At 66.7% G+C, this 16,892-nt stretch carries 16 protein-coding genes; 8 read left to right on the top strand and 8 right to left on the bottom strand.

The features are described from left to right. Position 1 precedes the first annotated feature (1 nt). A complete protein-coding gene (locus IEX33_RS00490) occupies positions 2-349 on the bottom strand; it encodes an L-rhamnose mutarotase (RefSeq protein ID WP_188726863.1) in 348 nt (115 codons plus the stop codon). A gap of 149 nt (positions 350-498) precedes the next feature. On the opposite strand from IEX33_RS00490, the gene IEX33_RS00485 reads away from it, so the two are divergent. Beyond that, on the top strand, positions 499-1,512 hold the full coding sequence (locus IEX33_RS00485; RefSeq protein WP_188726861.1) for a LacI family DNA-binding transcriptional regulator: 1,014 nt from the start codon (positions 499-501) through the stop codon (positions 1,510-1,512). On the opposite strand, the gene IEX33_RS00480 is transcribed toward IEX33_RS00485, so the two are convergent. Next, positions 1,509-1,883, bottom strand: coding sequence for a DUF7793 family protein (locus IEX33_RS00480; RefSeq protein WP_104184673.1), 375 nt, complete (start codon positions 1,881-1,883; stop codon positions 1,509-1,511). The genes IEX33_RS00485 and IEX33_RS00480 overlap by 4 nt on opposite strands. A gap of 174 nt (positions 1,884-2,057) precedes the next feature. Between IEX33_RS00480 and IEX33_RS00475 the strand changes: the two genes are divergently transcribed. The 5 genes from IEX33_RS00475 to IEX33_RS00455 all read left to right on the top strand — a co-directional run bounded on the left by IEX33_RS00475 (position 2,058) and on the right by IEX33_RS00455 (position 6,294). Next, positions 2,058-2,267 (top strand): hypothetical protein, encoded by a 210-nt coding sequence (locus tag IEX33_RS00475; RefSeq protein ID WP_188726859.1) that lies wholly within the window; start codon positions 2,058-2,060, stop codon positions 2,265-2,267. A 3-nt stretch (positions 2,268-2,270) separates the two neighbouring features. After that, positions 2,271-3,107: an aminoglycoside phosphotransferase family protein gene (locus IEX33_RS00470; protein ID WP_188726857.1), complete on the top strand. Its 837-nt coding sequence runs from the start codon at positions 2,271-2,273 to the stop codon at positions 3,105-3,107. Between the two features lie 22 nt (positions 3,108-3,129). Further along, on the top strand, positions 3,130-4,194 hold the full coding sequence (locus IEX33_RS00465; RefSeq protein WP_188726856.1) for a spore photoproduct lyase family protein: 1,065 nt from the start codon (positions 3,130-3,132) through the stop codon (positions 4,192-4,194). Between the two features lie 53 nt (positions 4,195-4,247). Further along, on the top strand, positions 4,248-5,108 hold the full coding sequence (locus IEX33_RS00460) for a hypothetical protein (protein WP_188726854.1): 861 nt from the start codon (positions 4,248-4,250) through the stop codon (positions 5,106-5,108). A 163-nt stretch (positions 5,109-5,271) separates the two neighbouring features. Next, positions 5,272-6,294, top strand: a complete 1,023-nt coding sequence (locus IEX33_RS00455) for a DUF808 domain-containing protein (protein ID WP_188726852.1) — start codon at positions 5,272-5,274, stop codon at positions 6,292-6,294. Positions 6,295-6,298: 4 nt separating this feature from the next. On the opposite strand, the gene IEX33_RS00450 is transcribed toward IEX33_RS00455, so the two are convergent. The 6 genes from IEX33_RS00450 to IEX33_RS00425 all read right to left on the bottom strand — a co-directional run bounded on the left by IEX33_RS00450 (position 6,299) and on the right by IEX33_RS00425 (position 12,022). After that, a complete protein-coding gene (locus IEX33_RS00450) occupies positions 6,299-6,976 on the bottom strand; it encodes a DUF1961 family protein (RefSeq protein WP_188726850.1) in 678 nt (225 codons plus the stop codon). Further along, positions 6,977-7,669, bottom strand: coding sequence for a rhamnogalacturonan acetylesterase (locus IEX33_RS00445; RefSeq protein ID WP_188726848.1), 693 nt, complete (start codon positions 7,667-7,669; stop codon positions 6,977-6,979). A 26-nt stretch (positions 7,670-7,695) separates the two neighbouring features. Continuing rightward, positions 7,696-8,568: a carbohydrate ABC transporter permease gene (locus tag IEX33_RS00440; RefSeq protein ID WP_066278800.1), complete on the bottom strand. Its 873-nt coding sequence runs from the start codon at positions 8,566-8,568 to the stop codon at positions 7,696-7,698. Next, the gene (locus IEX33_RS00435; protein ID WP_229675157.1) at positions 8,568-9,578 is read right to left on the bottom strand and encodes an ABC transporter permease; all 1,011 of its coding nucleotides are present in this window, start codon (positions 9,576-9,578) and stop codon (positions 8,568-8,570) included. Before IEX33_RS00435 ends, IEX33_RS00440 begins: the two co-directional genes overlap by 1 nt. An 89-nt stretch (positions 9,579-9,667) precedes the next feature. Continuing rightward, a complete protein-coding gene (locus tag IEX33_RS00430; protein WP_188726846.1) occupies positions 9,668-11,197 on the bottom strand; it encodes an extracellular solute-binding protein in 1,530 nt (509 codons plus the stop codon). Positions 11,198-11,338: 141 nt separating this feature from the next. Next, positions 11,339-12,022: a YesL family protein gene (locus IEX33_RS00425; RefSeq protein WP_188726844.1), complete on the bottom strand. Its 684-nt coding sequence runs from the start codon at positions 12,020-12,022 to the stop codon at positions 11,339-11,341. Positions 12,023-12,264: 242 nt separating this feature from the next. Between IEX33_RS00425 and IEX33_RS00420 the strand changes: the two genes are divergently transcribed. Further along, positions 12,265-13,515 (top strand): Gfo/Idh/MocA family protein, encoded by a 1,251-nt coding sequence (locus tag IEX33_RS00420; protein ID WP_188726842.1) that lies wholly within the window; start codon positions 12,265-12,267, stop codon positions 13,513-13,515. Then, positions 13,488-16,889, top strand: a complete 3,402-nt coding sequence (locus IEX33_RS00415) for a family 78 glycoside hydrolase catalytic domain (RefSeq protein ID WP_229675156.1) — start codon at positions 13,488-13,490, stop codon at positions 16,887-16,889. The genes IEX33_RS00420 and IEX33_RS00415 overlap by 28 nt, the downstream gene beginning before the upstream one ends. Positions 16,890-16,892: the final 3 nt, after the last annotated feature.

Below are 16,892 nucleotides of genomic sequence, written 5' to 3'. Positions count from 1 at the left end.
GTCAGTTTGCGGTGGACTCGGCCGCCGCCAGCTGGCTGTCAAGGTTGAAGACTTCGTCAAGGACCTGGAACCCTTCATCGGGAGCCTGCCCGGAGTCTTCAAAAAGCGTGGCCATTTCCGCCTGCCAGCGGGCGTTGACGTCCGTCAGTGCCATGCGTGCCCGGACGGCGTCAAAGTCGTCGCATTCCAGGTAGCCCACAAGGAGCCCGTCCCCGGAGAGGAACAAGGAGTAGTTGTTCCAGCCCGCGTCCTTGAGGGCGCGGAGCATGTCCGGCCACACGGCGGCATGCCGCCGGCGGTATTCGTCGAGCATGGCCGGCTGGACCGAGGAGCGGAAACACACCCTCATGTTTGGTTCTCCTGAAATCGCGGATCTTTGAATCGTTTCATTGTTACGATTCAAAGTACTCTTGAATCTGAGCAGGTGTCAAGCATTCCTGCCCGCGGTCCACAACCCGGGCTCAATGCGTGCCACAAAGAGCAGCAGCACGGAGAATCATGAATCGTTCAGCCAGTATCAAGGACGTCGCCAACCATGCCAGCGTGGCGGTGGGCACGGTGTCCAACGTGCTGAATTACCCGGACAGGGTTTCGCAGCGGACCAAGGACCGCGTGCTGAAGGCCATTGACGAGCTTGGCTTTGTCCGCAACGACGCCGCCCGCCAACTGCGCGCGGGCCACAGCCGCACCATCGGGCTCATCGTCCTGGACGTGGGTAACCCGTTCTTCACCGCCGTCGTGCGTGCGGCCGAGGACGCCGCCGCACTCCACGGCAGTGCTGTCCTGCTGGGAGACAGCGGCCACGACGCCGCCCGCGAGGCCAATTACATCGACCTCTTCCAGGAACAGCGTGTCCAGGGCCTGCTGATCTCGCCCGTGGGCGATGTGACCGAGCGGCTGGACCTCCTCCGCGAGCGCGGCGTGCCCACCGTCCTGGTGGACCGGCTGGCGGACGAGGCAAAGTTCAGTTCGGTGGCGGTGGACGACGACGCCGGCGGGTACCTGGCAGCGCGGCACCTGCTGGACACCGGCCGCCGTCGGCTCGCCTTTGTGGGCGGCCCCACCTCCATCCGGCAGGTTGCCGACCGCCTCCAGGGCGCCCGGCGTGCAGTCAAGGAGGAATCGGACGCCACGCTGGAGGTGCTGGAGTCCGAGGGGCAGACGGTCCTGGCCGGACGCAGCGTGGGCAACTCGCTGGTGGAGCGGGGCCGTGAAGGGCTGCCGGACGGCATCTTCTGCGCCAACGACCTCCTGGCTTTGGGCGTGATGCAGTCCCTGACCATGACCCACACGTTCCGCATCCCGGAGGACGTCGCGCTGATCGGCTACGACGACATCGACTTCGCTGTCTCAGCCGTGGTTCCGCTGTCCTCCATCCGGCAGCCCACGGAGGCATTGGGACGTACCGCCATCCAGCTGCTCGCCGAAGAGGTCGAATCCCGGAAGCCGACACACCGTTCGGTGGTGTTCACGCCGGAACTGGTGGTACGGCAGAGCACACAAGCCAACTAATTGCCGGCCTGAAGCCACTTCATCGACTCGGTCCGGGAGGTGAAGAAGCGCGTGGGACATGGCGGGATATGCACGCCAAGGAAGAAATTGGCGATGATCCGGTCCACCGGACTGGCACCCAGCAGCGCAATGCGGTCGGCGGCGCAGGGGATGGAAAACACGGAGCGGGCCGCCCGGGTGACGTCCTCGGTGGTGGCCATGTCCACCAGCATGGGATAGGTCTGGTCACCCGCTATCTCGTTGACAGCCGCCATGGCAGCCTGCGCGTCCTCGATCTCTATCCGGACCTTGGGTTCCCAGATCAGGTGGATGACGCCGTCGGAACGCAACTCCACCGTCCCCTTGCCGCCGTCGACAGTTAAAGGCTCCAAACCAGCTTCCCCTCCCTTGAACAAACCCGATGACCTGGGCAGACCCGCATGACCCTCCTATCATGCCGTAGCTTTTCCGCCCCCCTCCCGCAGACCCTCCGCAGGGCGTGGTCCCTGCGGCAACAGCTGGCACCGGCCCTTGTGGGCGGACGGCAGCAGAAGCAAGGATTGGCTATGGATGACCCGCGGCGCACCGCAAGAGACCTGCTGCAGCGGAAGGACCGCGGCCTGGTGGACCTCTGGATCCTGTACTGGAACCATGGCGGTCGCTGCCACCCCTTCGACTTTGATGCCTTTGTCCACGACGTGCTGCCGGTTGAGTGGTTCGACCTGGACGCCCTGGCGGTTGCTGTTGAGGAACTGGCGCTGGAAAGCATAGCCTGATGGATGCCCGCTTCAGTTACAGATGAGCAGAACCGAATTCTGAGGTCCTGGCTTGGCCCGTTCAGGGTGGTCAAGGACTACTCCTGGCCCCTGCAGGACACCTCCGTGCTCCATGTGTCCACGCCCGACGGCGGGAGCTTCATCGTCAAGGCCAGCACTACCAGCCACCACATCCGGCGGGAAATCGCCGCCCTCGCCCCGGGCTTGCCCGGCCTTCACGGCACAACGCCCGTGCTCAGGCAGGCTTCAGCAGAGGCGGGAATCCTTGTGACGGAATTCCTGCCCGGAACGCCGGTGGAGGGATCCGCTGACGAGTACCGCCCCGAGACGTACCGCCAGGCCGGAGCGGTCCTGGCACAGCTGCATCGCCCAGCCGGGACCTCGGCCGACTACACGAAGAAGATCGCCTACCAGACACAGCTGCTCATCAGCTCGGCTGAAGGACTGCTGGCCGCCGGCCTGCGCGCCCGGGCCGCTGGCGAACTGGCCGGCATCACACCGGCCCCCGTGGAGCTGGTGACCACCCACGGTGACTACCAGCCCAGGAACTGGCTGGTGGACGGGGGCAAAATCAAAGTCATCGACTTCGGGCGGGCCGACGCCCGACCCTGGGTCCATGACCTGGTCCGCCTCACCCACCAGCAGTTCCTGGGGCGCCCCGCCCTGGCGGAGGCCTTCTACAGCGGGTTGGGGAAGCACCCCAACAGCGCCGCAGCCGACGTGTGGCAGCTGGAAAACCTGAACCAGGCCCTGGGAACCGTGGTCTGGGCCCACAAAATCGGCGACGCCGCCTTTGAGCAGTCCGGCGTGGAGCGGCTGGAGCGGATACTGGCAGGCTAGGACCTCCTGCGAGGATGGAGCCATGGAATTCAACCGGCTGCTGCAGATCCGGCGCATCTACGCGCAACCCGCTGCCCTGGAACTGCCCCGGGGCAAGGACATCGTCGAACGCTGGCCGGACGCCGACGTCGTGCTTGTTGACAGCCACTGGAACATCCCCGAGCTGCACGGTGAAGAAACGAACGTGCCGCGCTGGTCCCGGATCAAGACGGAGGCACTGGTCCTGGGCGTCAAGAAGGCGCTGTCCGTCAAGCCGAACGGCCGGTCCGCGGACTTCATTGCACCTTCAACCGCGAACGGCTGCGCCATGGCATGCGCCTACTGCTACGTGCCCCGCCACAAGGGGTACAGCAATCCCGTGACCGTGTTCGCCAACATCCACCAGATCTCCGGGGCACTGGAGCGGCACGTGACGCGCCAGGGCATCAAGCTGGAACCAAACCAGTGCGACCCGGAACTCTGGGTCTACGACATCGGCGAGAACAGCGACTGCTCGGTCGATGCCCTGATCAGCGACAACGTGGAGGACCTCGTCACGCTCTTCCGCGACCTGCCCACCGCCAAGCTGTCCTTTGCCACCAAGTTCGTCAACCCGGCGATGCTCGGCTGGGACCACGGCGGACACACCCGGATCCGGTTCTCCCTCATGCCAGCGGCCCTGGCGAAGTCCATCGACGTCAGGACCTCCCCCGTGGCCGACCGGATGACCGCCATCAATGACTTCGTTGATGCCGGCTACGAGGTGCACGTGAACTTCTCCCCCGTCATCATCACGGACACGTGGCTCAGCGATTGGGAGGAACTGCTGCGCCAGCTGGACCGCACCCTCAGCTCGGCCGCAAAAGCCCAGCTCGCGGCGGAAGTCATCTTCCTGACCCACAACGAGCGGCTGCACGAGGTCAACCTCGGTTGGCATCCGCAGGCCGAGGACGTGCTGTGGCGCCCGGACCTCCAGGAGTCCAAGATCTCCTCCAACGGCTTCACCAACGTCCGCTACCGCGCGGGGACCAAGGCACGCTACGTGAACCAGCTGACGGCGCTGATTGAAAAAATCGCGCCGTACTGCCGCGTCCGCTACGCGTTCTGAGGCTAAGCGGCCCACCGGACAGCGGGAGGGGCCCGCGCTAGACTGATCCCATCATGACCGGCACCCGTCCCCGTCTCCTTGCCTGGCTCGTCGCCCTGGCGACCTGCCTCGGGGCCTGCGCGCCCGCCGTCGGCATCAACGAAGCGCCCGCCGGGCAAACGGTCCCGGCCTCCCCCGCACAGCCGGCCCCTACCTCCCCTGCACAGCCCCCCGCAAGCGGCATTGCACTCGCCCCCCAAGGGACCACCGCTCCGGTTCCCACCGCCACACCCCCACCCCCGCCGCCGGCTCCCGCACCACCCCCGGTCCCCCAGCCCTACGCGCTCAACCTCTACCAGGAGGGTGACTTCGTGCCGCAGTACACCTTTGACTGGTGCGTTGCGGCGAGCATCCAGATGGCGCACAACCTCATTGACGACACCGGTGGCGGCACCTGGGCCGATTCCGCCCAGCAGGGCGAACTGTGGGAGATGGCCCGGGCACGGTCCTCCAATTCCTTCAACGGCGCCAACCCCCTCGGCTGGGCGCAGGTGCTGACGGAAGTGGGCATGGGGCCGTACACAGTGGTCAGCATCGCCGATTACGGGTCTGCCCTCCAGACGGCGGCACGCGCCATCGCTGACACGGGCAGGCCAGTGGGGCTGGTCATGTGGAGCGGCCGCCATGCGTGGGTGATGAGCGGTTTCGAATCAATCGGCGACCCCGCCCAGTTCCCGGAGTTCTCGGTCACCGGCGTCCGCGTCCAGGATCCGCTCTACCCGCACGGCAGCGGACAGTGGGGCCCGTCGCCCGCGCCCAACAGCCTTCTTACCCCCGAACAGCTGGCCACGCAGTTCGTGGTCCGCGAGCCGCGGCGCTGGAGCAGCGAACTGCCGGCGGGGTACCTGCTGGTGCTCCCGGTCGCCGGGGCCTGACCGTCCGCGGGCGGGGACGACGCTCGACGGAACACTGGCCGCGCGCGGCGGAGCAGGGCGGGTACGGCTGCCCGCCACCGTATAATCGCAGCATGCCGATCACGCGCCTGCATTCAGGCAGCCACGCCCAGCCGTCCGAACGCGAACACCGCGGGAGCGGTCTGTGAGCGGCGGCCTCGTCGCCCTGCTGGACGACGTCGCAGCCCTGGCCCGCATCGCGGCCGCCTCGGTGGACGACGTCGCTGCCGGAGCGGCAAAGGCCGGGGCCAAGGCCGCCGGTGTTGTCATCGACGACGCCGCTGTCACCCCGCAGTACGTGTCCGGGGCGGACCCGTCCCGCGAGCTGCCGATGATCAAGCGGATTTTCTGGGGCTCGCTCCGGAACAAGCTGCTGATCATCCTGCCGGCCCTGCTGCTCGTCAGCGCCTTCCTCCCGTGGGCCATCCCGTTCATCCTCATGCTGGGCGGCACGTACCTGTGCTTCGAAGGTGCCGAAAAGGTCTGGCACAAGATCCGCCGGGACCACTCGGACGAAAAAGCGCCGGCGGTCGAGCGGGGACCTGAGGCGGAAGCCAAGGTGGTCAAGGGCGCCATCACCACCGACTTCATCCTGTCCTGCGAGATCATGGTCATCTCGATGAACGAGGTTGCCACGGAATCCATTTGGGCCCGGGCCGCCATCCTGGTGGTTGTAGCCCTCGCCATCACGGTGCTTGTGTACGGCGCCGTGGCTCTGATCGTGAAGATGGACGACATTGGCCTGCACCTGGCCGCCAAGGAGTCTGCGGGCTCGCAGCGCTTCGGCGAGCTGCTGGTCAAGGGGATGCCTGCCGTGCTGGCCGGAATCACCCTGATCGGGACAGTCGCCATGCTGTGGGTTGGCGGCCACATCATGCTCCAGGGGGCCTACGACCTCGGCTGGCACCTGCCGTATGACCTGGTCCACGCCCTCGAGGCGCCGGTCGCCGGAATCGCGGGTATTGGCGGCCTCCTGGCCTGGTTGGTGAACACCATCTGCTCAGCCGTCCTGGGACTCGCCTGGGGCCTCGCCGTGATGGCTGTCCTGCACCCGCTGCTGAAGGCCCTGCCGTTCGGCAAGGAGAAGGGCCAGCACGAGGAAGGTGACGTCCGCGCCGAACTCGCCGGCTACCGGCCGACGAAGCACACGTCGGATCCCGCTCCCTAGCGGACTAGAGCTCCTCCACCACCAGGTTCCGGTACGCCGCCCGGAGCGGGGCCATCTGCCGGAAGCCCAGGTATCCGCCGCCCAGCACGGCCGCGTCAGGGGACGGATCGTGCCACTCAAAAAGCGGCAGCCCGTTGATGGCGAAAGCCACCCGCGGCCCATCCTTCACCACCTCCATCCGGTAGAAGTCAACCGCGTCCCCGGCCGGCGGCAGCGGATCGGCACCCTGCGCCACCAGGTCGAACCCGGCGCTCTTCCGAAGGTTGCAGGTCCGGAAAGCCCGCTCCGACTCGTATTTGTGCCGGAAGTAGGAGACGTGCAGGGCATCCATGTCCCCGGAATGGTACTGCGGGTAGTACCCCGTCCGCGGCGCGAGTCCACTGGAAAAGAGGTCCCGGCCGCCGTGCCCCCGGGCAGCGAAGAAGAGCATGGCCAGGCCTGGCTCCTCGAGCGGCAGGAACTCCCAGCTGATCCGGATGCCGTCCGGGAACTGCACCGGGCACCAGAACGTCCAGTGCGCATGGTCCCCGAATTCCGCGTCGTCCAGCGAACCTGACAGTTCCAGGGCGCCTTGGTGGGCGCCCAGGCTCAGCGGCCCTTCCGCCACCCAGTCCGGCACGTCCGCCGGGGACGCGAGGGCGTTGCGGTACAGCACCTTCGCCTCTGGGCCGGGCGTGCCCACCTAGCCGCGTCCCGCCGTCGTACGCACCAGGCCGCCGGGCACCAGGCCCAGCTCCCGGAGCCGGGCGGCAACGTGCCCCGCCACCACTGCTGCTCCCTGCTGGGAGAAGTGGGTGTTGTCCGCCAGGCCGTCCGGCCAGTAGGCATGCGACCCCGGCTCGAAGTGGCAGAAGAGCGACGCCGATTCCTCCCGCCCCAGCTGCAGATACAGCCCGCGCGTCCACGCGTTCAGGTCAAGCACCGGAAGTCCCAGTTCCAGGGCGATCTCCCGCACCACCTCCGGATAGTCCTCCAGGCTCTGTTCCAGGACAGCAGCTTCCGACGACGGGCCGTCCAGGAAGTGCCGGCGCTCCACCGGGGTGCACAGTACGGGCAGCGCCCCCAGATTCTGCACCTCCCCCGCCATGGTGCGCAGGTTGGCGGCGTAGCCGGTCCGGGCCGCGAGGTGCTGCTTCTTCTGGTCGTTGTGGCCGAACTGGATCAGGACCAGGTCCCCCTCCCCGGCCTCCGCCAGCAGGCGGCCCCACAGCCCTTCCTCGCGGAAGGACTCCGTGCTGGCCCCGCCCTTGGCGAAGTTGAGCACGGCCGCCCAGGTATAGGAATGCGGGGCAAGCTGCGCTCCCCAGCCGCTCATGGGGTACTCGTGCGTGGGGCAGTTGGCCACCGTGGAATCTCCGGCGAGCAGGATTTTCATGCTGTGCTTTCTCTCGTGGTGCAGGCTCAGCCCTTGACGGAGCCGATGAGCATGCCTTTGGCGAAGTGCTTCTGCAGGAACGGGTAGAAGATGAGGATGGGCAGGGTGGCCACCACAATGACCGCGAACTTGATGCCCTGTTCGGGCGGGATGTAGTTCGGATCCACGTTGCCTGTGCCGAGCAGGTCCGATGACGCCGTGACCTGGCGCAGGTACATCTGGAGGGTCCACTTGGAGTTGTCGGAGAGGTAGAGCAGGGGCGACATGAAATCGTTCCAGATGCCCACGGCGTAGAACAGGGCGAAGGTGGCCAGCACGGGCTTGGACAGGGGCAGCAGGATCCGCCACAGGATACCGATCTCGGTGGCGCCGTCCATCTTGGCCGATTCCTCCAGCTCCTGCGGGAGTTCCTGGAAGAAGTTCTTGATGATGATCAGGCTGAACGGGTTGATGGCCGCCGGCAGGATCAGCGCCCAGTAGGAGTTCAGCAGGCCCAGGTCCTTGACCAGCAGGAAGGTGGGAATCATGCCCCCGGAAAACACCATGGCAAAGACCACCAGGGACAGGATGACCTGCCGTCCGCGGAGGGTCTTTTTGGCCAGCGGGTAGGCCATGGTCACGGTGAACGCGAGCTGGACCAGGGTGCCGACGGCGGTGACAAGGATGGTGGTCACCAGCGCCCTGGTGAACGCAGGGGTGGAGAAGATGTACTCGTAGGAGCCCAGCGTGAACTGTTCGGGCCAGACGAAGAACGCGCGCCGGGTGATTTCGGCCTCGTTGGCGAAGGACCCTGCGATCACGTAGATGAACGGCAGCAGCGTGATGATGCCGATCAGGGACAGGAACACGTAGTTCGCGGCGTCGAAGATCCGCCCGCCGGTGGTGTTGTGAATCTTCATTAGAACAGTCCGCTCTGGTTGAAGCGCTTGGCCAGGGCGTTGGTGCCGAAGATCAGCACGATGCCCACCAGGGATTTGAAGAGCCCCACCGCGGTGGAGTAGCTGTAGGCGCCCTGGGTGATGCCTACGAAGTACACGTAGGTGTCAAACACGTCAGCCACTGACCGGTTCAGGGCGTTGGTCATCAGGTAGATCTGTTCGAACCCGGTGTTGAGCATCTGCCCGATGGCCAGGATCAGCATCACGATGATGGTGGAACGGATGCCGGGCAGGGTGATGTGCCAGACCCTGCGGAACCGGCCGGCGCCGTCGATGATGGCGGCCTCGTACTGGTCCTGGTCCACGGTGGCCAGCGCGGCGAGGAAGATGATGGTGCCCCAGCCGGTGTTCTTCCAGATCTCCTGCAGCACGATCAGCGGCCGGAACCAGGCGGGGTCGGACAGGAAATCGATGTTGGTGCCCATCACGTTGTTCAGGAACAGGAACAACGGGCCGAAGTCCAGGGCGAACAGCAGGAAGCTCAGCGACGCCACGATGGTCCAGGACAGGAAGTGCGGAATGTAGACGAGCGTCTGGACCGTGCGCTTGAGGATGGAAAGCCGGACCTCGTTCAGCAGCAGCGCCAGGACAATGGTCAGTGGAAAGGCGATGCCCAGGTTCAGGAACGCGAGGATCAGGGTGTTGCCGAGCAGCCGCGGGAAGTCCGGGTTGGAGAAGAAGTCCTGGAAGTGCTGGGTTCCCACCCACGGGCTGCCGTTCACGCCCAGGAACGGGACGTAGTCCTTGAACGCGATGGACACCCCGTACATCGGGGCATAGCGGAACACCGCGAAGTACACCACCCCCGGCACCAGCAGCAGGTAGAGCCACTTGTAGTGCGCAAAATGGACGGAGAATTTTCCCCGCGGGACTTTTGGCGGCTTGCGCGGCTTGGAGCTCTTGCCCGCATCCGTCCCGGGGCCCTGGCCATGGCCGATGTTCGAGGCCAGTGCGTCTGTCAGCTGTGACATTCAGGGCCTCCTTTCTGGAAGTGGTGGTGGGTCCTGAACCGGCGGGCTCCACAGCAAACGTGCGGAGCCCGCTGGTGCGGGCGGGACTGTTACTTGTTGTCCTGCCAGAGCTGGTTGATCTCTTCCGTGACCTTGTCGCCGCCGCTGGTGTTCCACAGCTTGATGGCGTCCTTCAGCCCCTGCTCGTCAATCTGGCCGGCAAGGTACTTGATCCTGGCGTCCGCCACGATGTTGTCCAGCTGGGCACCCTTGGAGACGTAGGTCGCGGACACGTACGGGGCGGCCGGGTTGTAGACGGCGCTCTTGAGGTCCTCTGCCATCACTGCCGTGCGCTTGTCGAAGACCTGCTGCTCGTATTCCGTGGGCTGCTTGACCGGGTAGAAAGTGTTGCCGCCAACGTTCATTCCAAGTTGGGCGTAGCTCTTGATGTCCGTGGAGACGGCCTTTGACTCCTCAGTCTCGGGCTTGATGCTGGCGGCCTTGCCGTCCTCCACGGTGAAGTTCACGCCCTCGATCCCGTTGTTGAGCAGGATGGCCACGTCCTTGCCGTTCATGGTGTTCAGGACTTCCAGCACCTTGGCCAGCTCGGCCTCGGTGCGGACGCTGGCCTTCGGCACGGCGAGGAAGCCGGAGTAGCCGTCGGTGGGGTGGGCGTGCAGTTCGCCGTCGGGGCCTTCGAGGTTGCCCACGAAGCCCACCTTGTTCTCGTAGTTGTTGGGATCTGCCTGCTTGAACAGGTTGACCAGGACGCTGACGCGGGAGTCGACGTCCACGATGATGCCGCCCTTGCCGTTGAAGAACGGCTCGTTCCACTTAGTGCCGTCAAAGGTGGCGAAGTCCGGGTTGATGAGCTTTTCGTCCACCATCTTTTTGACGAACCGGTTGGCCTCGAGGAACTCTTCCGTTTCGAAGCTGGGGATCAGTTTCCCGTCCTTCTCGGTCCAGCGGTTTCCGGCGCCGTACCATTCCTCGATGAGGTCGTAGGGGCTGTTGCTGCCCAGCGCGCCCCACTTGGGGATGGTGATGCCCCAGGTGTCGTCCTGACCGTTGCCGTCGGGGTCCTGCTCGGTGAAGGCCTTGGCCACCGTGTACAGGTCCTCGGTGGTTTTGGGCGCCTCGAGGCCCAGCTTGTCCAGCCAGTCCTGGCGGAACATCACGGCGGCGCGCATAGGGGCGCGGCCGCGGAACACGCCGTACACCTTGCCGTTGATGCTGGCGTTCTGCTGGATGTCCGGGAAGGTGGTCTTCAGGTTCGGGTAGTCATCGAGTTTGTCCGTCAGGTCCCAGAACGCTCCGGCCTCCGCGTTCTTGACGAAGCCTGGGGTCTTGCCCTGGATCACCATGATGTGCGGGATCTCGGAGGAGGCAAGCGTGATGTTGGTCTTGTCCTCGTAGGACGCGTTGGGGGTCCACGTAATGTTGATGTCCTTGCCGGTGAGCTCTTCCAGCTTCTTCTGGACGGCGCCGTCCGCGCTGGGCGGCTGGGCCTCGAGGAACGGCGCCATGATGGACACCGTGCTGAGGTCCGCTGCCGGGGCTTCGCCGCCGCTGCAGGCAGTAAGGGAGATGGCCGTGGCCGTTACGACGGCCGCCGCCAGGGAGAGTTTTCTGCGCATCATGGTTTTCCTTTTCCACTTCTTCGGGGTTTTGTTTGGTCAAAATTGTTGATGGGGTCTCGTTGATACGTTTCAAGCAGAGATAGCAAGCAAAGAGGGCCGACGGCGCCTCCCGGGCAAGGGTGCCGCGCAGCCTTCCGGGCGTCAGGCCACGGAGGCCGACGGGAGGGAGCCCTTCCCCGCGGGTATGTCCGCTCCGGCCGCCGGATTCCCGGCCACGGATTCATCATTGGCGGTAAAGAACCGGTCGCACAGCCAGCCGGTCACATACAGCCAGGCCCCGATACTGAAGAACGGGATCAGGCCCGGGACGCTGGTGCTGGCATAGAACGCGGCAGCGGAAATGAACAGCAGGATGACCGTTCCGGCGAGGTGCCGGAACGCGAAGCGGGAAGACGTCAGCAGGTACTGCCCCACGGGAAGCTCGTACCTCGCATACAGGGGGAAGAGGTAACAGGTCGCCCCGGCCAGGAAGATGGCCGCCACAAAAATGCCCGCCGCCATCAGCTGCGAAAACAGGTCCCCCGACGCTGAAAAGTAGTTCCAGTTCATGGACAGCGCAACTGCCGCCGCCATCACCGGCAGGGCGAGCACGTTGGCCCGGCCGAAGTTCCGTAAGTAATTCGCGCCGAAGCTGCGGAGCAGCGGTGCCGCGTCACCCCGTGCGCGCTTCCGCACGGCGATCTGGGCGGCCGCAGTGGCAGGGCCTGCGCCGAGGACGCCCAGGCCAAGCAGCGTAAAGAGGATCCACAGCAGGTTCAGGCAGGCGATCCACAGGAGGGTGTCAAAGAACGAGTAGGCCCGGGCACTGAACGATCCAGACAGCATGGCGCAGCTCCCTTCATTTCTCCATCGTTGCAGAGGCGAAGGCGAAAGTGTTCCGCGTCACGCCGGTAATCGGTTTCTCGAAAATCTAGACGCACGCAGGCAGCAAGGTCAAGCGAAATTTTGAATCGTTACATAGCTGGACTCCGGCGACGCTCATGACGCACACTGAGGGGTGGAAAGCGCTTGCTGGAGTTCGCGTGCGCCCACACAACGGTGCCCTGTTGGGGCGGAAATGGAGAATCATGGCAACGCCCACCGGCACCCAGAGCCCAGACGCGCCCGCCTGGGCAGCGGCAGCAACGGCTGGCCGCGGTGCTGCCTCCGGAACCTCAGGCCGGAAGGCCGCCCGCGTGGCTTTGGTCGGCGTGCACGGCTTCGGCACCCACCACCTCCGCAACCTTGAACACCTTCAGGCGGCAGGCGCCGTCGAGCTCGTTGCCGTGGCTGATCCGCAGCCGCCGGCAGACGGCTCCGTTCCGGCCTCGGCCCGGGTATACCCGGGACTCGACGAACTGCTGTCCGCAACCACCGCCCTGGACCTGGTCATCGTGGCAACCCCCATCCAGACCCACGCCCCGCTGGCGCTCACTGCTTTGCGCACCGATGCGGACCTGTACCTGGAGAAGCCCCCGGTGGCGTCCCTGGCCGATTTCAACCGGCTCTGCGATGCCGCGGCGGCGTCCGGCAGGAGCGTGCAGATAGGTTTCCAGAGCCTCGGCTCCCACGCCCTGCAGGAAATCGAAAACCTGGTGGCAGCCGGCACCCTCGGCACGCTCCAGGGCATTTCCGCCACGGGCCGCTGGGTCCGGGACCGGGCCTACTACAAGCGCTCCCGGTGGGCTGGAAAGCGCAGCATCAACGGCGTGGACGTGGTGGATGGCGTGGCCACCAATCCCCTGGCCCATGCAGTGGCAACAGCACTGAGGATTGCGGGGGCACGGACCACGGCCGACGTTGCATCGGTGGAGACCGAACTGTACCGCGCCAACGACATCGAGTCGGATGACACCTCGGTGATCCGCATCCGGACAGCCTCGGGCCTGCCCATCATTTGTGCACTGACCATCTGCGCTTCCGAATCCGTGGAACCCTACGTCACGCTGCAGGGCTCCGCCGGGACTGCCGTGTTCCACTACACGGAGGACCGCCTCACCGTCACCACGGCGTCGGGCACCACCGAGGAGACGTACGGACGCGAGGACCTCACCGAGAACCTGCTGTCCCACCGCAATTCCGGATCCCCGCTGATCAGCCCCCTCCCGGACAGCGGTGCCTTCATGCTGGTCCTGGAAGCGGTCCGGGCCGCTCCGCTGCCCGCGCTCATCGGCGATGCCCACGTCAGGTGGGAGGGCGACGGGGACGCAGCGCACGCCGTCGTGATTGATATTGAGGCGGCCCTGGAACGCGCTGGCCGCGAGCACGCCACGTTCAGTGAGCTGGGCCTGCCGTGGGCAACATCGGCCCCTTGCGCCTTCAGCGTGCCGGCTTCCTGATGCGCCCGCAGCCTGCAACAACCCCGGCACCTTCCACGACGCAGGCCTCGGTGCGGGGGCAGCTGCACGCCGTGAACCTGCTGACGGAGGGCATCGCCGAGTGCCTTACCGCATCACCCCGGCCCACGTTCAGCTGGCAGCTGGCCCAGCCGGACGGCTCCGATCCGGCGCGGGCCCTGCAGACCGGCTACGAGGTCACGGTGGAGGACTCGCAGGGGCTCAAGTTCTGGAGCTCCGGTCCGGTCCCCTCCCCCGCGCAGCGCGGGGTCCACTATGACGGGCCTGCGCTCGACGACGACTCGGACTACGCGTGGCGGGTTCGGGTCCGCGACGCCGCAGGAATGCCCGGGGAATGGTCTACTCCGAAGATGTTCAGCACAGGCCTCCCGGACGCGTCCTGGCAGGCCGACTGGATCCGGCGCGCCCCCGGCGGCCGCGCGCCCCTGGAAATCCTCAACAACGCCCTCCGCGTGGCGGGCTCACCCCACCTGCCGGTTCCCTGCCCGCCTGCCCGCAGCATCCGCATCGAAGCCCGCGTCCGCCCGGTCATGGGGTGGGCCGGACTTATCCTTCGCAGCAGCGGCCCCGGCACCGGCCTGCTGCTGGAACTCAACACGGCCGGGGACGTGGTCCTCCGCCACGCCCCCGTGTGGGAGATTCCCGCCCCGGCCGTCCCCGAAACCGAGGAGCTGGCCAGGGCCCGGGCGGACCGGAACGTGGAGGTCTACCAGGCGCGGCTGCCCGGCAAGGACCTGGTGTCCGGCTCCTGGCAGGACCTCGTGGTCACCGACGATGGCCACACCATCACCGTTGCGCTGGACGGCGTGGACCTGCTGGAGGTGCAGGAGCCCGCCGCTCACGGGTTCACAGGGAAGCCGGCCCTGCACCAGGGCCCCCGGAGCCAGGCCGAGTATGCGTCGCTGCGCATCACCAGCGCCGGCCAGGATAGTGCCGGCGGCGTGCTGCTGGACCACCGCTTCGACGCCAGCGGGGATCACGCCCGCGCCTGCCTGGCGCAGTGGGCCGCTACCACGGCGCACCGCCAGCCGGACGAATGGACCGTGTTCCGGACAACCCTGCAGCTCACCGGCACCGTGCGCCGGGCGCGGCTGTTCATGGCGGCCCACCACCACGCGCAGATCTCCCTGGCCGGTGTCCCCTGCCTGGCAACAACCTCTTTCGGCTATCCGGGCGAAGGCTATTACGACGCCGCGGACGTCACCGGACTGCTCGCGGCCCAGCCACCGGGCGCAGCCGTTCCCCTAACGGCAGTACTGCACTGGTACGGCCCGGGCCAGGGGCGTGCCGCCGGGCTCCCCGGCCTGTTGGTGCGCATCAGCGTGCAGTACACGGACGGCCGCCGGGAAGCCTTCTGTTCCGGGCCGGAGTGGTCAGCCGGCGAGGCGCCGTACCGGCAGTCCGGCTACCGCAATGACGAGGGCGACCCCGTGGAACATCTGGACGGGCAGGCCGCACGGGCCCTGGCAGCCGCACCGTCCTCCCCGTCCCCTTCTTCCCCGGACCTGCCGCCGGCCATCAGCTGCGGCCGCCACCCTTCAACGGTGTCCCCCGGGCTGCACCCGCGCCGGACCTTCCTGGCCGGCGGGTTTGTTGCTCCCGCGGCTTTCCTGACGGCCGACGACGGCACCATGGTGGCGGACTTCGGCCAGGTTCTTCCCGGGCGCCCGGAGGTGGACTTCCTGGACGGAGTTCCCGGCCGCACCGTGATGATCCGGGCCGGCTACGCCCTCCGGCCCGACGGACGGGTGGACGCGGGAAAGACCGCAAGCCAGAACACGGACATGTCCTTCCCCTATACCCAGGCGGCCGGGCCCCAGCAGTTCAGCGCCACGGTGCACCTGGGTTTCCGCTACCTTGAGCTTCCCGGCGTGGAGGCCGCCGAGGTATCCCGCGTCGGGGCCGTGCTGGTCCACGGGCACCACCCGGCTGAGGGAAGTTTCAGCAGCTCGGATCCCATGCCGGACCGCGTTTTTACGCTGCTGCGCGACTCGGCCCTGTACGGCGTCCAAGAACAGTTCGTGGATACACCCACCCGAGAGAAGGGCCAGTTCCTGGCGGACGCGGTGAACATTTCGTATGCCACCATGGCCCTCTTCGGGGAGCATGCCTATACGGCGCAGGCGCTGCGGGAGTTCGCCTGGTCCGCCGCCCGCTATTGGTCCGAGGGGCAGGACCGCGGCCGCTACAACGCCGTGTACCCCAACGGCGACGGCAAGCGCGACATTCCTGATTTTTCCCTCATGATCCCTGAGTGGGCCGAGGAGTACCACCTGCGCACGGGGGACCTTGGCCTGGTCCGGGAACTGCTGCCGCACCTGCGCAACACCGCCGACTACGCGTTGCGGTACGTTCCGGCGGAAGGGCCGACGGCGGGACTGGTCACCCGGCTGGGCGGCGGCTCCGGCCCCTACCTTCACGGCATCGTGGACTGGCCCGAACCCGGGCGGTTCGGTTACGACATGGAGTGCGCCGCTAAGACCACCGTCAACGCCCAGGCCTACTCTGCGCTGGTGTCCACGGCCCGGCTCTGCAGCGTGGCAGGCGAGCATGATGCCGCTGTCCGTTACGCCTCCTCCGCCCGCCGGCTGGCTGACGCATTCCGCACCCGCCTGCGGGTGGACGGGGTGATGGTGGACGGCCTGCACGCCGATGGCACACCCAGCGCGCACGCCTCCCAGCATGCCGCGTCCTTCCCGCTCTCCCTGGGCATCACCGCTCCGGAGTTCGCCTCCGCCGATGCGCTGCGGATCGCCTCGATGGGGATGAAGCAGGGGCCGCTGACAGTCCACCGGCTGGTCCGCGGGCTGCTCTCCCAGGGCATGACGGACGCGGTGCTGGATCTCCTGACGGACAGGGACCAGCCCGGCTGGGCCAACCTGCTGGAGCGCGGCGCCACCTTCACCTGGGAAGCCTGGGACCTGGTGGAAGGAACGGACTACAGCCAGTCCCACGCCTGGTCCGCGTCAGTGGTCAAGGAGATCCTGGACCACCTGCTCGGCGTCCGGTTCAGCTCCCCCGGAGGCTCCGAGCTGCTGATCGAGCCTCCGCTGTGCCGGCTAAATCACGCCAGCGGCACGGTGCCCGTGAACAACGGCTATGTGGAAGCGGGCTGGACCCGGGACGGCGGACAGATGCGGCTGGAATGCAAGGTCCCTGCCGGGACGGTGGCCGTTGTCCGGCTGCCAGCCGGCAAGTACACAGTCGCTTCCGGGGGTACGCACCCGACGGCGGATGCCGCCGTCGTGCCTTTCGCTGCGGACGGCGGGGCCGCCGCCGGGACAGGACCGGCCGCACACGCCACGCGGGATTTCAGGGTGCACGCCGGGACGTGGAGCTTCACGCCCCGGGCGTAGCCA

Source organism: Pseudarthrobacter scleromae (genome assembly GCF_014644515.1).
Classification (GTDB): Bacteria; Actinomycetota; Actinomycetes; order Actinomycetales; family Micrococcaceae; genus Arthrobacter; species Arthrobacter scleromae.
This window is presented reverse-complemented; position numbering and strand designations above follow the sequence as displayed.

Excerpts from the sequence above, each read along its gene's own strand:
- IEX33_RS00490 (WP_188726863.1), bottom strand. The coding sequence starts at position 349 with ATGAGGGTGTGTTTCCGCTCCTCGGTCCAGCCGGCCATGCTCGACGAA.
- IEX33_RS00485 (WP_188726861.1), top strand. The coding sequence starts at position 499 with ATGAATCGTTCAGCCAGTATCAAGGACGTCGCCAACCATGCCAGCGTG.
- IEX33_RS00475 (WP_188726859.1), top strand. The coding sequence starts at position 2,058 with ATGGATGACCCGCGGCGCACCGCAAGAGACCTGCTGCAGCGGAAGGAC.
- IEX33_RS00470 (WP_188726857.1), top strand. The coding sequence starts at position 2,271 with ATGCCCGCTTCAGTTACAGATGAGCAGAACCGAATTCTGAGGTCCTGG.
- IEX33_RS00465 (WP_188726856.1), top strand. The coding sequence starts at position 3,130 with ATGGAATTCAACCGGCTGCTGCAGATCCGGCGCATCTACGCGCAACCC.
- IEX33_RS00460 (WP_188726854.1), top strand. The coding sequence starts at position 4,248 with ATGACCGGCACCCGTCCCCGTCTCCTTGCCTGGCTCGTCGCCCTGGCG.
- IEX33_RS00445 (WP_188726848.1), bottom strand. The coding sequence starts at position 7,669 with ATGAAAATCCTGCTCGCCGGAGATTCCACGGTGGCCAACTGCCCCACG.
- IEX33_RS00440 (WP_066278800.1), bottom strand. The coding sequence starts at position 8,568 with ATGAAGATTCACAACACCACCGGCGGGCGGATCTTCGACGCCGCGAAC.
- IEX33_RS00435 (WP_229675157.1), bottom strand. The coding sequence starts at position 9,578 with ATGTCACAGCTGACAGACGCACTGGCCTCGAACATCGGCCATGGCCAG.
- IEX33_RS00430 (WP_188726846.1), bottom strand. The coding sequence starts at position 11,197 with ATGATGCGCAGAAAACTCTCCCTGGCGGCGGCCGTCGTAACGGCCACG.
- IEX33_RS00425 (WP_188726844.1), bottom strand. The coding sequence starts at position 12,022 with ATGCTGTCTGGATCGTTCAGTGCCCGGGCCTACTCGTTCTTTGACACC.
- IEX33_RS00420 (WP_188726842.1), top strand. The coding sequence starts at position 12,265 with ATGGCAACGCCCACCGGCACCCAGAGCCCAGACGCGCCCGCCTGGGCA.